The following is an 11949-nucleotide window of genomic DNA, read 5'->3' as shown; positions in this document are numbered from 1 at the left end:
ATTGAATGCCGGCCAAGGCCGGCATCTACAGAGGGAAAACGTCCCATGTCCAGCACTGCATCAAGCCCGCACAATCCAGCGGGCACCCTGACCAAGGGCCACAAGAAGGTCATCTTCGCATCGAGCCTCGGCACGGTGTTCGAGTGGTATGACTTCTTCCTGTACGGCTCGCTCGCGGCCATCATCGCCAAGCAGTTCTTCAGTGGCGTCAATGAAACCACGGGCATGATCTTCGCCCTGCTGGCGTTCGCCGCCGGCTTCTTCGTACGCCCGTTCGGCGCGGCCTTCTTCGGCAGCCTCGGCGACCGCATCGGCCGCAAGTACACCTTCCTGGTCACCATCCTGATCATGGGCATCTCGACCTTCCTGGTCGGCGTGCTGCCCAACTACGCTTCGATCGGTTTCGCCGCGCCGGTGATCCTGATCATCCTGCGGCTGGCCCAGGGCCTGGCGATGGGCGGCGAGTACGGCGGTGCCGCCACCTACGTGGCCGAGCACGCGCCGGACGACAAGCGTGGCCTGTACACCAGCTTCATCCAGTGCACCGCCACGCTCGGCCTGTTCCTGTCGCTGCTGATCATCCTGGCCTGCCGCATGACACTGGGCAACGAGGCCTTCGAAGCCTGGGGCTGGCGCATTCCGTTCCTGGTGTCGATCCTGCTGCTGGGCATTTCGGTATGGATCCGCCTGCAGCTGAGCGAATCGCCGCTGTTCCAGCAGATGAAGGCTGAAGGCAAGGGCTCCAAGACCCCGTTCCGCGACAGCCTGAAGGGCGGCAACCTGAAGCTGATGTTGCTGGTCCTGCTCGGTGCGGCGGCTGGCCAGGCCGTGGTCTGGTACGGCGGACAGTTCTACGCGCTGTTCTTCCTCAGCAGCATGCTGAAGGTCGATGCCACCACCTCCTACCTGCTGATCGCCGCAGCGCTGGCACTGGGCACGCCGTTCTTCATCTTCTTCGGCTGGCTGTCCGACCGCATCGGCCGCAAGAAGATCATCCTGGCCGGCTGCCTGCTGGCGGCCATCACCTACATCCCGATCTTCAAGGGCCTGACCCACTTCGCCAACCCGGCCATCGAAGAAGCCCGCAGCAGTTCGCCGGCGCTGGTCGTCGCCGATCCGGCCACCTGCTCGTTCCAGTTCGATCCGGTGGGCCTGCGCAAGTTCACCAGCTCCTGCGACGTGGCCACCGCCGCGCTGACCAAGGCCGGCGTGCCGTACGACGTGCAGCCCGCCGCCGCCGGTTCGCTGGCGATGGTGAACGTGGGCAGTGCCAGCGTCACTTCGTATGAAGCCGCTGGCCTGACCAAGGAAGACGGCAAGGCCAAGGCTGATGCCTTCGGTGCGGAGCTGAAGACCGCCCTGACCACCGCTGGTTACCCGGCCAAGGCCGATGGCGCACGCATCAACATCGCCGGCACGATCTTCATGCTGTGGCTGCTGGTGCTGTACGTGACCATGGTCTACGGCCCGATCGCCGCCTACCTGGTCGAACTGTTCCCGACCCGCATCCGCTACACCTCGATGTCGCTGCCGTACCACATCGGCAACGGCTGGTTCGGTGGCTTCCTGCCGGCGATCTCGTTCGCACTGGTGGCCGGTACCGGCAACCTGTACTACGGCCTGTGGTACCCCATCATCATCGCGCTGATGTCGGTGGTGATCGGCGGCCTGTTCCTGCGCGAGACCAAGGACGTGGATATCACCAAGTAGGAATGATGTTCATTGGATGAAGGAGAGGCCGCGGTGCAGACCGCGGCCTTTCTGTTTATGTGCCGGCGATCGGAGTCGGATCCCTTTCGCATGCGAAAGGGCTCTGACCCCGACCGCAGGACGTGCTACTCCGGGCATCCATCGCTCTGCTCAAACTGCCGCCTTGAAAACGCTTCGATGCAGAACCGACGCTGCGCGCTCTCATCGCCTGCCTGGCGGATCTGCCTGCGCAACTGGTCGGCTTCCGGGCAGCGCGCAGCGCGGGCGACAACGAGGTTGCACCCAGGAACAAATGGGAAGTGCACGTCATGGCGTGGAATGTTCAGCTTCTCGTCCCAGGCCGCGAACGGAAAGAGCACATGTAACAACCCATCTGCAGCCTCGTCTTCGCTCGGTCGCGTGAGGGCGACATCCGGTGCATCCCTGAGCAAGGTGGCATAGGCTTCCAGAAAGCGACGGCCCCGACTATCGTGCTCTGCAGGTGTCTTCGCCTGCCGCAATGCTGTGTAATACGGGAAGAGGCTGTCTACATCGGGTCCGCTGCAGATCACGCCGGACGACCGTGAGCTGTCATTGACAGGGGTCTGTACACGGCAGGTCGAACGCTCAAGCCTCTCTGCAAGCGCCTCGAGCACCCTGCCAATACTGGCACCGGGTGTGGCATCGCCCTCGAGCTCGCCGACCACGGCGGCCAGGCTGTCGCCCACCAATGGGATGTGTTCGTGCTCGGTGTTCAAATCGATTGCCGCGACATCAATGGACTGCTCGCTGGCATCGGAAACTCCGGGCATGAGAAGACATCCGGTCAGAAATGCAAATACGCGTCGCATCTACGCATGTTTTTGGAGGTGGGACACCACCTTCAGCACGCTGACGTCGTGAAGCAATGAAACAAGTACGAATCTACATATCAGCCCAGTACTCAATCGTACCGGTGCGAGGTGACGTATCCAGCCACACGGAACACTGGGGCTTCTAGCAAGAACTGCCAACTTATGACGCAAATGGCCCGAATTCCCTTTGTTCGCCAGTGCGTCCCATAGCATGGGCGATTCATCGAATCGGATCTGGGCATGCGCAGCGTACTTCTGGCAGCGATCATCACTGTCTCAGCGTCATCGCCCGACGCAGAAACGCATGTAGCTGCCGACGGTGCGGCACCGCAGGGAAGCCTGCGAGTCGAGGAAAGATCGCCCGTGATCAAACAACTATGCAAGACAGAGAATGTCTGGCTGTCCTGGAACAACGCCGTACCAAGCGCAACATTGGTGACCTGCGACTGCGGTTGCACATCGCATGACAACTCAGGATGGCTTGTCGAGGCGCAACCGGAAGTCGGCACCTTTCGGGTGCATCGCGTCTCTCTCGGCAAGGTTTTCAGTACCACGGAGTTCCGTCGGGCTGGTGCGCGGATTCAGGACATCGTCTCGTCGCATCCGTGGTGTTCAGCCGCCAAACCGAGCGCTCCAACGAATGCCGTGTTCGCGACGTTGGTGAAGCAGCCCACGGAGTCGGGCGATGAGCCCTACTGCTTTACGCCCCACTTCTTCGTAGGTGATCGGAACTTCCCCCTGAGGAGAAATCCGATGTCGGGCGAACAGTTCTTCGACGCGCCCGCAGCAGAATCGGCGCTGATCGCGCGGGACGTTGAGATCCTGCGTGACTGGAGGCGGGAGTTTGCGCCTGAGTAGGGCATTGGTGCCCTCGGACAAGAAATGAGGGCTATACATTATGGAGTTTCAATGATGTTTGTTTTGAAGCGCGTGGCGCTGGCATTTCTTGCTGGCCCACCTCTGCTCTTATCTTCCTACGCCGTGGATGCCAGTGCGATCTATGGCGTCAACCACACTCATTGGGCGATCAACCGGTTCAGTGTCGATGGCCGTTCAGCCGTTGACATCATTGGGCCGTACCAAGGTGGCGGTGGAGGGTGCTGCTACGGCGCACCAGAGCACTGGTATCCGGGGCTGAAGGTGCGGGTTGACTGGGAAACGGGTGCCGGAAGCTCGGGAGATTTTCCTGGGACAGAGGATTGGTCAAAAGTTCTGGAGTGGGAGAAGAAAATCCTGGCGCAAAAGCGCAGGCACAGCAAAGTCGTCCCCGTCCCGGATTACACCGGCCAGGACGTCTGTGGCATCACCGTGCATTTCCTGCCCTGTGATGAGATTCAGGTCACCACCTCCTGTTATGCCTACGGCAGCCCCGAGTACCCGATCAAGACCCCGCTGCAATTGCCGGAGCCGCAGTCATGCCCGGCACACCGTACCGACCAGCAGAAGACCTAGTGATGGACGGGTTTGCATGCGAGGGTGAACGTATGCAAGCCGGTCGGGAGGTGTCCGAATGAGACCCCGTGCGAAGGCGTGAAGGTCGGCATGCGAGCCAACCACGTCTCGACCCTACAATCGGCCCATGACCACCACCGCCCCCGCCGACCTTCCCGCCCTCCTGCACACCCTGCGCAGCGCCTGGCAGGCCCAGCGCCCTTCGCTCGACCAGCGCGACGCCGACCTGCGCCGCCTGCGCGAGGCGCTGAAGCCGCGCCTGGACGAAATGGCCCAGGCCATCGCCGAGGACTTCGGCCACCGCGCCCACACCGAATCAAAGCTGGCCGATGGCATGAGCGTGCTGTCGGCCATCGATCACCTGCGCCGCCACCTGCGCAGCTGGTCGAAGCCGCAGCGGGTGGGCGCCGGCTGGCGGCTGTGGCCGGCGCGCGCGCAGTTGCGGCCGACGCCGCTGGGCGTGGTCGGGGTGATCTCGCCCTGGAACTACCCGGTCACGCTGGCGCTGGTGCCGCTGGCCACCGCGATTGCCGCCGGCAACCATGTGTTGCTGAAGCCCTCGGAACACACACCACGCACCAGTGCATTCCTGGCCGATCTGCTGGCCAGTGTGTTCCCGCCCGATCGCGTGGCGGTGGTGCAGGGTGGGGCGGATGTGGCGGCGGCGGTGTCCTCGCTGCCGCTGGACCATCTGCTGTTCACCGGCTCGACGGCGGTTGGCCGCAAGGTGATGGCGGCCGCAGCCGAGCATCTGGTGCCGGTCACGCTGGAGCTGGGCGGCAAGTCGCCGGCGATTGTCTGCCGCGATTTCCCGCTGGACAAAGCCGCCGCGCGGCTCGCCACCGGGAAATGGTTCAACGCCGGACAGACCTGCATCGCGCCGGATTACGTGCTGATCGACACCGCGCGCCAGCGTGAGTTCGTGCAGGCGCTGCAGCAGCAGGTACGCGAGCGCTACGGCGATTTCAGCAGCGCCGACGACTACACGCGCATCATCAACGAAGGCCAGTACCGGCGCCTGCAGGGCTATCTGGCGCAGGCGCGCGAACGCGGCGTGCCGGTGATTCCGTTGGCGCAGGTGGATGATGCGCGCGCCGACCGCGAGCGGCTGCTGGTGCCCACTGTGGTGCTGGACCCGCCGGACGACCTGGACCTGATGCGCGAGGAGATCTTCGGGCCGATCCTGCCGGTGCGGGCGTACCCGGATCTGGATGCGGCGCTGGCCGACGTGCTGTCGCGCGACCGGCCGCTGGCGCTGTATCCCTTCAGCCATGACCGGGCCACGGTGGAGCGCATCCTCGGCCAGGTGGTGGCCGGCGGGGTGACAGTGAATGACACGCTGCTGCACTTCGCCGCCGATGGCCTGCCGTTTGGCGGGGTAGGGGCCAGCGGCATGGGCGCGTACCACGGCCGGGCCGGGTTCGATGCGATGAGCAAGCGGCTGCCGGTGCTGTGGCAGTCGCGCTGGGCGGCCAGCGACCGGCTGCGGCCGCCGTATTCGAAGCTTGCGGGGTTGTTGAAGCTGCTGCTTCGGTAGTGCCGGCCGCTGGCCGGCAACTGCAGGGTCTTGCCGACGGTTCATGGGGTTGCCGGCCAGCGGCCGGCACTACCGGTAGTTGCCAACCTTGGTTGGCACACGGTGATTGCTGGCGCCAACCAAGGTTGGCGTCTACCGGGGTATAGGGGCGCCCATCAAGGCCCACCCGGGTAGAATGCCCCCATGAAGATCGCCTCGTGGAACGTCAATTCGCTCAATGTCCGCCTGCCGCACCTGGAGCAGTGGCTCAAGGACTTCGGCCCGGACATCGTCGGTATCCAGGAAACCAAGCTGGAGGACCACAAGTTCCCCGATTCGGCGCTGATCGCCGCGGGCTACCGCAGCGTGTTCGCCGGCCAGAAGACCTACAACGGCGTGGCGCTGCTGTCGCGTGAGCCGGCGCAGGACGTGCAGATCGGTATTCCCGGCTTCGAGGACGAGCAGAAGCGCGTCATCGCCGGTACCTTCGGCGACCTGCGGGTGATCAACCTGTACGTGGTCAACGGCCAGGACATCGGCACCGACAAGTACGAGTACAAGCTGCGCTGGCTGGAAGCGGTCCATGCCTGGATCGCCGAAGAACTGCAGCGGCACCCGAAGCTGATCGTGATGGGCGACTTCAACATCGCCCCGGACGCGCGCGATGTGCACGACCCGGAGGTGTGGAACGAAAACCACATCCTGACCTCCACCGCCGAGCGCGGCGCACTCAACAAGCTGCTGCAGCTGGGCCTGCACGATGGCTTCCGCCTGCACAACGACGAGGCCGGTGTGTTCAGCTGGTGGGATTACCGTGCGGCCGGCTTCCGCCGCAACCTGGGCCTGCGCATCGACCTGACCCTGGTCTCCGATGCGCTGAAGGGCAGCGCGGTGGCCTCGGGCATCGACCGCGAGCCGCGTACCTGGGAACGCCCGAGCGACCATGCGCCGGCGTGGGTGGAAGTCGAGTCGAGCTTGCTCGACTGATCTCCCATGCAGTCGAGCAAGCTCGACTCTACAGAACGGGGCCCGACGATTGCCGGGCCCGTTCTGAAACGTCTGCCGGCCAGCGGCCGGCACTACCATCAGATCACCGTATGCTCTTGCGGGTGAACAGGTTGACGATTGCCAGCAGGATCACCGCACCGATCAGCGAGAACAGGAAGGTGCGGATGGTGATCGCTTCGTTGATGCCGCCGCCGAACAGCCAGCCGGAAATCAGCGCGCCGACGATGCCGACCACGATGTTGAGGATGATGCCCTGCTGGGCATCGCGCTTCATGATGATGCTGGCCAGCCAGCCTACGATGCCGCCGACGATCAGCCAGATGATGATGCCCATGATCGAACCTCCGGTGGGGAACTGTGACCAGTTGACGCGCACGGCCGTGAACCCGTCGTGCAATTGCGTGATGGGCGCGTGCGGATGAGCCTGCCAGCCACCCTTGACGGCCCGTGGCGCTTCGGTCCGGTGACGGTCTGGCGGCGCCCGCACGTGCCGGGCCACCGCGGCGAACCGCAGGCGCGGCAGGTGCTGGCGCAGGCGCTGGGCGCCGACCCGGACACGCTGCCGCTGGTCCGCGATGACAAGGGCCGGCCGGAGCTGAGCGGCGCGTTGGCCCACTACGGCACCGGCTGGAGCCACAGCGGCGAGGTGCTGCTGGTGGCGCTGGGCGAGGGCGTGCGGTTGGGCGTGGACCTGGAACTGCTGCGCCCGCGGCCGCGTCTTCTGGAAATCGTGCAGCGCTTCTTCCACCCCGAGGAAGTGGCCTGGCTGGAAAGCCTGGACGAGGCCGGGCGCGAGCACTGGTTCTTCCGCGTGTGGTGCGTCAAGGAGGCCATCCTGAAGGCGCACGGGCAGGGCATCTCGTTCGGCCTGCACCGCCTGCAGCTGGCACCGGGGGCCGATGGCGCCCTGCACCTGCGCTGGTGCGACCCGGAACTGGGCGAGGCCGCGCGCTGGCACCTGCACGAATGGCAGGCCACCGGCCAGTTCCGTGCGGCATTGGCCTGGTATCCACACTGAAGCGGGGAATCAGCGCGCAAAACCGGCGATAATGGCGGCATGAGCGAACACCCACTTCCCGCCAGCGTGGCTGCCACGCTGGAACAGGGCCTGGCCAGCATGGGCCTGGACGCCGCGCTGGCGCCGCCGCTGCTGCGTTACCTGGCCCTGCTGCACCGCTGGAACGGCACCTACAACCTCACCGCCATCCGCGATCCGCAGGAGATGGTCACCCGCCACCTGCTCGATTCACTGGCGATGCAGCCGTTCGTGGCCGATGGCAGCCTGGCCGACCTCGGCACCGGCCCCGGCTTGCCCGGCATCCCGCTGGCGATCGCCTGCCCGGGCCTGCAGGTCACCCTGGTGGAGAGCAACGGCAAGAAGGCGCGCTTCATGCGCGAGGCCGTGCGCCAGCTCGGTCTGGGCAATGCCCGCGTGGCCGAATCGCGCGCCGAGGCGCTGGACGAAGCTGGCCACTACGACCAGCTGACCGCGCGTGCGATGGACACCCTGGCCGGCATCGTCCGCGTCGGTGGCCATCTGTTGCGCCCCGGCGGCGTGCTGTTGGCCATGAAGGGCGTCTACCCGCATGAAGAGATCGCGGAGCTGCCGGCTGGCTGGCAGGTGCGCGAGGTGACCCCGTTGAGCGTGCCCGGCCTGGCCGGCGAACGCCACCTGGTCACTGTTACAGGTCCCTGATTCCCGTCGCCAGCCCCTTGTGGAACAAGAGGTTGGCGATCCACGATTTCCGCAAGGGCCCGGTTGTACGCATAATGACCGGTCCCAGCACACGTCGACGAGGCACACCCGCATGGCCCGCATCATCGCCATCGCCAACCAGAAGGGTGGCGTCGGCAAGACCACGACCGCCGTCAACCTGGCCGCTTCCCTGGCCAACGCACCCAAGCGCGTGCTGTTGGTCGACCTGGATTCGCAGGGCAACGCGACCATGGGTAGTGGCGTGGACAAGCGCGAGCTGGTCTCCTCCACCTACGATCTGCTGCTGGGCGAGTCCAGCGCCGCCGATGTGCGCGTGCAGACGGCCGAAGGCTACGACCTGCTGCCGGGCAACATCGACCTGACCGCGGCCGAGATCCAGCTGATGGCGCAGAGCGAGCGCGAGCAGCGCCTGAAGCGCGCGCTGGCACCGATCCGCGACGAGTACGACTACATCCTGATCGACTGCCCGCCGGCGCTGTCGCTGCTGACGCTCAACGCGCTGGCCGCCGCCGATTCGGTGATCGTACCGATGCAGTGCGAGTACTACGCACTGGAAGGCCTGAGCGCGCTGGTGGAAACCATCGAAGCGCTACGTGCCAACCTCAACCCGGCGCTGGAGATCGAAGGCGTGCTGCGCACCATGTTCGATGTGCGCAACAACCTGGCCAACGCGGTCTCGGCCGAGCTCACCGAGCACTTCGGCGACCGCGTGTTCCGCACCATCGTGCCGCGCAACGTGCGCCTGGCCGAGGCACCCAGCCATGGCCAGAGCATCGTCGGCTACGACCGTGCCTCGCGCGGTGGCGTGGCCTACTTGGGCCTGGCCGGCGAGATCATCCGCCGCAACAACGAACGCAACAAGGCCGCCAAGGCCGTGGAGACCGTCTGATGACCAGCAGCAAGCCGGCAGCCAAGAAGCGAGGCCTCGGCCGTGGCCTGGATGCCCTGCTGGGTCCCAAGGGTGCGGTCAGCCAGGTGCAGGCCACTACTGCGGTGATCGAGCCGCTGCCGGGTGAAGTGCTGCGCAAGCTGGCCGTGGGCCAGCTGCAGCCGGGCAAGTACCAGCCGCGTCGCGAGATGGACGAGGGCAAGCTCTCCGAGCTGGCCGACTCGATCAAGTCGCAGGGCGTGATCCAGCCGATCCTGGTGCGCCAGCTGCCCGCGGGCAACTACGAAATCGTTGCCGGCGAACGCCGCTGGCGCGCATCGCAGCTGGCTGGCCTGGATGAAGTGCCGGTGGTGGTGCGCGAGCTGGAAGACCGCACCGTCATCGCGATGGCGCTGATCGAGAACATCCAGCGCGAAGACCTCAACCCGCTGGAAGAAGCCGAGGCGCTGCAGCGCCTGATCAGCGAGTTCACCCTGACCCATGCCGAGGCCGCCGAGGCCGTCGGCCGCTCGCGCGCGGCGGTGTCCAACCTGCTGCGCCTGCTGGAGCTGCCGGTGGCGATCCGTCTGCTGCTGGAAACCCGCCGCCTGGAAATGGGCCACGCCCGCGCGCTGCTGACCCTGGCTCCCGAGCTGGCCGGCAAGCTGGCCCAGGAAGCAGCCGATGAAGGCTGGTCGGTGCGCGAGGTCGAGCGCCGTGCGCAGGCCTTCGCCGCCGGCAAGGTGCCGAGCAACCGCCCGGTGGCCACGCCGAAGGTGCAGCAGGCCGACATCGCCTCGCTGGAAACCGAACTGTCCGAATCGCTGGGGGCCAAGGTGGCGATCAGCCACGGCCGCGGTGGCAAGGGCAAGCTGATCATCCATTACACCGACCTGGATACCCTGGACGGTGTGCTGGAAAAGCTGCGTACGCGCCAGGGCTGAGCCCGGCGCAAAGACAGGGGGGCGGCCTGTTCCTGCCGCGTCCTGTAATTGACAGGGAACGCACCGCCGCGCGCGCCGGGGGATGCACTGCTCTCCGGCCCGTGGCCCATCCAGGGAGCAGGACATGAGCAACGAATACGAGTACGAGGACGTCAGCCCGGACGGTACCCAGATACTGAGGCACCGGCGCGAAAAGGACTTTGTGCTCGCCATCGGCGAAGAGCAGCACATCGAAGCGATCAGCGGCCATATCGAGCGCCATCTCGGACCGATCGCCACGGTCCTGCACGAACTCATTTCCGACCTGGTGCACATTGACGTGCACGTGGTGCCGGCCAATGACCACTGCCCGTACCTGCGCCTGGTCACCTCCGGCATGAGCGACCTGCCGATGACCGTGCCCGCCGACGTGGACGCGGATGTGCCGCGCTACATGGAGCTGATGGTGACCCTGCCGGCCGACTGGCCGATGTCCCAGGACGCCTTCGAGGACGAGCGCAATTACTGGCCGGTGCGCCTGCTGAAGGGCATGGCGCGGCTGCCGCACGAGTACGACACGTGGCTGGGCTTCGGCCACACCATTCCCAACGGCCATCCCAGCGAGCCTTATGCGCCCGGAGCAGGCTTCGACGGTGCCATCGTGCTGATGCCGGTGACTGCTCCGGAGGACTTCGCCACGCTGGAGCTGGAGGATGGCAGGACCATCAGCTTCATGAGCCTGGTTCCGCTGTATCCGGAAGAGATGGACCTGAAGCTGAAGAAGGGCGCCGACGCCCTGCTCGACCGCTTCGATGCGAAGCAGATCAACGATGTGATCGAGCCGGGCCGGGTCAACGTCGCCAGGAAGCGTTTCGGTTTGTTCTGAGACCGGTAACATCAGGGGCCTGAATTTCTGCTTCCGGGCCCCTGCCATGACCATCCTGCTTACCGGCGCTGCCGGCTTCATCGGTGCCTACACCGCCCGCGCGCTGCTGGAGGCGGGCCAGCCGGTGGTCGGCCTGGACAACTTCAACGACTACTACGACCCGCAGATCAAGCGCGACCGCGTGGCCGCGCTGTGCCCGGCGCTGGACCTGCGCACGCTCGACCTGACCGATCGCGAAGGCCTGGCGGCGCTGTTCGATGAAGTGAAGCCGACTGCGGTGATCCACCTGGCCGCACAGGCCGGCGTGCGCTATTCGCTGGAAAATCCGCAGGCCTACGTCGACAGCAACCTGGTCGGCTTCGTCAACATGCTCGAGCTGTGCCGCCACCGTGGCGTGCAGCATCTGGTGTATGCGTCGAGCAGCTCGGTCTACGGTGATTCGGCCACGCCGCCGTTCTCCGAGGACCAGCGCGTGGACCAGCCGCGCTCGCTGTATGCGGCCACCAAGGCGGCCAACGAGCTGATGGCCTACACCTACGCGCAGCTGTACGGCCTGCATGCCACCGGCCTGCGCTTCTTCACCGTGTATGGCCCGTGGGGCCGGCCGGACATGGCACCGTTGCTGTTCTCGCGCGCGGTGCTGGCCGGGCGGCCGATCGACGTGTTCAACGAAGGCCGCATGCAGCGCGACTTCACACATGTCTCCGACATCGTGTCCGGTATTCTCGGCGCGCTCGCGCATCCGGCCGATGGTCCGGTACCGCACCGGGTGTTCAACCTCGGCAACCATACGCCGGTCGAGCTGGAGCGCTTCATCAGCGTGATCGAGCAGGCTGCCGGCCGCCCTGCGCAGAAGGTCTACAAGCCGATGCAGCCGGGCGACATGGTGCGCACGATGGCCGATACCCGGCGCGCCCATGACGCATTCGGCTTCGACGCGGTGACCCCGATCGAAGCAGGGTTGCCCCCCGTCGTGCAGTGGTGCCGCGAGTATTTTGGCGACCGCGCCTGAGGAGGGATCCTCACACAGCCGGAT

13 protein-coding genes are annotated in these 11949 nt (G+C 65.6%); 11 read left to right on the top strand and 2 right to left on the bottom strand.

The window, feature by feature from the left end; all coding sequences use genetic code 11:
• Positions 1-45: 45 nt before the first annotated feature.
• A complete protein-coding gene (locus ACZK3J_RS22195) occupies positions 46-1710 on the top strand; it encodes an MFS transporter (protein ID WP_414578261.1) in 1665 nt (554 codons plus the stop codon).
• Positions 1711-1835: 125 nt separating this feature from the next.
• Here the strand turns inward: ACZK3J_RS22195 and ACZK3J_RS22190 are convergent, their stop codons facing one another.
• Positions 1836-2501, bottom strand: a complete 666-nt coding sequence (locus tag ACZK3J_RS22190; protein ID WP_414578263.1) for a hypothetical protein — start codon at positions 2499-2501, stop codon at positions 1836-1838.
• 282 nt (positions 2502-2783) lie between these two features.
• Between ACZK3J_RS22190 and ACZK3J_RS22185 the strand changes: the two genes are divergently transcribed.
• The 4 genes from ACZK3J_RS22185 to xth all read left to right on the top strand — a co-directional run bounded on the left by ACZK3J_RS22185 (position 2784) and on the right by xth (position 6498).
• The gene (locus ACZK3J_RS22185; protein ID WP_414578265.1) at positions 2784-3401 is read left to right on the top strand and encodes a hypothetical protein; all 618 of its coding nucleotides are present in this window, start codon (positions 2784-2786) and stop codon (positions 3399-3401) included.
• Positions 3402-3455: 54 nt separating this feature from the next.
• Positions 3456-3995, top strand: coding sequence for a DUF3304 domain-containing protein (locus tag ACZK3J_RS22180; protein ID WP_414578266.1), 540 nt, complete (start codon positions 3456-3458; stop codon positions 3993-3995).
• Positions 3996-4122: 127 nt separating this feature from the next.
• On the top strand, positions 4123-5532 hold the full coding sequence (locus tag ACZK3J_RS22175) for a coniferyl aldehyde dehydrogenase (RefSeq protein WP_478476251.1): 1410 nt from the start codon (positions 4123-4125) through the stop codon (positions 5530-5532).
• 183 nt (positions 5533-5715) lie between these two features.
• Entirely contained in the window at positions 5716-6498 is a 783-nt protein-coding gene (gene xth / locus ACZK3J_RS22170; RefSeq protein ID WP_478476250.1) for an exodeoxyribonuclease III, read from the top strand.
• 103 nt (positions 6499-6601) lie between these two features.
• Here xth and ACZK3J_RS22165 read toward each other — a convergent pair whose 3' ends face one another.
• Positions 6602-6853, bottom strand: coding sequence for a GlsB/YeaQ/YmgE family stress response membrane protein (locus ACZK3J_RS22165; protein WP_005411656.1), 252 nt, complete (start codon positions 6851-6853; stop codon positions 6602-6604).
• A gap of 84 nt (positions 6854-6937) precedes the next feature.
• Between ACZK3J_RS22165 and ACZK3J_RS22160 the strand changes: the two genes are divergently transcribed.
• The 6 genes from ACZK3J_RS22160 to ACZK3J_RS22135 all read left to right on the top strand — a co-directional run bounded on the left by ACZK3J_RS22160 (position 6938) and on the right by ACZK3J_RS22135 (position 11925).
• Positions 6938-7537, top strand: a complete 600-nt coding sequence (locus ACZK3J_RS22160) for a 4'-phosphopantetheinyl transferase family protein (protein WP_049399162.1) — start codon at positions 6938-6940, stop codon at positions 7535-7537.
• A gap of 39 nt (positions 7538-7576) precedes the next feature.
• Complete coding sequence (gene rsmG, locus ACZK3J_RS22155) at positions 7577-8215, top strand: 16S rRNA (guanine(527)-N(7))-methyltransferase RsmG (RefSeq protein WP_012512505.1); 639 nt, start codon at positions 7577-7579, stop codon at positions 8213-8215.
• A gap of 112 nt (positions 8216-8327) precedes the next feature.
• Positions 8328-9125: a ParA family protein gene (locus tag ACZK3J_RS22150; protein WP_032128472.1), complete on the top strand. Its 798-nt coding sequence runs from the start codon at positions 8328-8330 to the stop codon at positions 9123-9125.
• On the top strand, positions 9125-10048 hold the full coding sequence (locus tag ACZK3J_RS22145; RefSeq protein WP_295579743.1) for a ParB/RepB/Spo0J family partition protein: 924 nt from the start codon (positions 9125-9127) through the stop codon (positions 10046-10048). The genes ACZK3J_RS22150 and ACZK3J_RS22145 overlap by 1 nt, the downstream gene beginning before the upstream one ends.
• Before the next feature lie 124 nt (positions 10049-10172).
• Positions 10173-10913, top strand: a complete 741-nt coding sequence (locus tag ACZK3J_RS22140) for a suppressor of fused domain protein (RefSeq protein ID WP_032128474.1) — start codon at positions 10173-10175, stop codon at positions 10911-10913.
• 46 nt (positions 10914-10959) lie between these two features.
• Positions 10960-11925, top strand: a complete 966-nt coding sequence (locus ACZK3J_RS22135; RefSeq protein WP_032128475.1) for an NAD-dependent epimerase/dehydratase family protein — start codon at positions 10960-10962, stop codon at positions 11923-11925.
• Positions 11926-11949: the final 24 nt, after the last annotated feature.

The sequence above is a fragment of the Stenotrophomonas sp. 86428_Sma genome, assembly GCF_056481585.1.
Note: the sequence above shows the minus strand (reverse complement) of the source record. Positions and strands in the feature narration are given on the sequence as shown.

Coding starts and splice junctions, on each gene's coding strand:
- ACZK3J_RS22160 (WP_049399162.1), top strand. CDS start 6,938: ATGAGCCTGCCAGCCACCCTTGACGGCCCGTGGCGCTTCGGTCCGGTG.
- xth (WP_478476250.1), top strand. CDS start 5,716: ATGAAGATCGCCTCGTGGAACGTCAATTCGCTCAATGTCCGCCTGCCG.
- ACZK3J_RS22185 (WP_414578265.1), top strand. CDS start 2,784: ATGCGCAGCGTACTTCTGGCAGCGATCATCACTGTCTCAGCGTCATCG.
- ACZK3J_RS22175 (WP_478476251.1), top strand. CDS start 4,123: ATGACCACCACCGCCCCCGCCGACCTTCCCGCCCTCCTGCACACCCTG.
- ACZK3J_RS22145 (WP_295579743.1), top strand. CDS start 9,125: ATGACCAGCAGCAAGCCGGCAGCCAAGAAGCGAGGCCTCGGCCGTGGC.
- ACZK3J_RS22150 (WP_032128472.1), top strand. CDS start 8,328: ATGGCCCGCATCATCGCCATCGCCAACCAGAAGGGTGGCGTCGGCAAG.
- ACZK3J_RS22135 (WP_032128475.1), top strand. CDS start 10,960: ATGACCATCCTGCTTACCGGCGCTGCCGGCTTCATCGGTGCCTACACC.
- ACZK3J_RS22165 (WP_005411656.1), bottom strand. CDS start 6,853: ATGGGCATCATCATCTGGCTGATCGTCGGCGGCATCGTAGGCTGGCTG.
- ACZK3J_RS22190 (WP_414578263.1), bottom strand. CDS start 2,501: ATGCCCGGAGTTTCCGATGCCAGCGAGCAGTCCATTGATGTCGCGGCA.
- ACZK3J_RS22195 (WP_414578261.1), top strand. CDS start 46: ATGTCCAGCACTGCATCAAGCCCGCACAATCCAGCGGGCACCCTGACC.
- ACZK3J_RS22180 (WP_414578266.1), top strand. CDS start 3,456: ATGTTTGTTTTGAAGCGCGTGGCGCTGGCATTTCTTGCTGGCCCACCT.
- rsmG (WP_012512505.1), top strand. CDS start 7,577: ATGAGCGAACACCCACTTCCCGCCAGCGTGGCTGCCACGCTGGAACAG.
- ACZK3J_RS22140 (WP_032128474.1), top strand. CDS start 10,173: ATGAGCAACGAATACGAGTACGAGGACGTCAGCCCGGACGGTACCCAG.